Here is a 243-nt window from a genome sequence, read left to right on the forward strand (position 1 = left end):
CCCATCTCCGGCGTCTGAATTTCCCGGGCGTAGGTGTCGCTCACCGTGGTGACATGGGAAGCATAGTGCAGCCCGGCCTTGAGGAAGGAGAGCTGCCCGTAGAACTCGCAGCCCTCCACCTGGAAGGCCGATTCCGGCACGCCGATGCGGTGCATCCCGTCCCGGGGGAAAAGGCCCTGGTAGGCGAGGTTGTGCACCGTCAGCACGCTCGGCAGCCGCGCCCCGCGCCATGCGAGGTAGGCC

1 protein-coding gene is annotated in these 243 nt (G+C 67.5%); it reads right to left on the reverse strand.

Annotated features, from left to right (window positions below; genetic code table 11):
• A partial coding sequence (locus PU683_RS21295) for a glycogen/starch synthase (RefSeq protein WP_277174693.1) occupies positions 1-243 on the reverse strand: 243 nt, incomplete at both ends.

The organism is Candidatus Kosakonia sp. 282A-S69 (assembly GCF_029433855.1).
GTDB lineage: Bacteria > Pseudomonadota > Gammaproteobacteria > Enterobacterales > Enterobacteriaceae > Kosakonia > Kosakonia cowanii_A.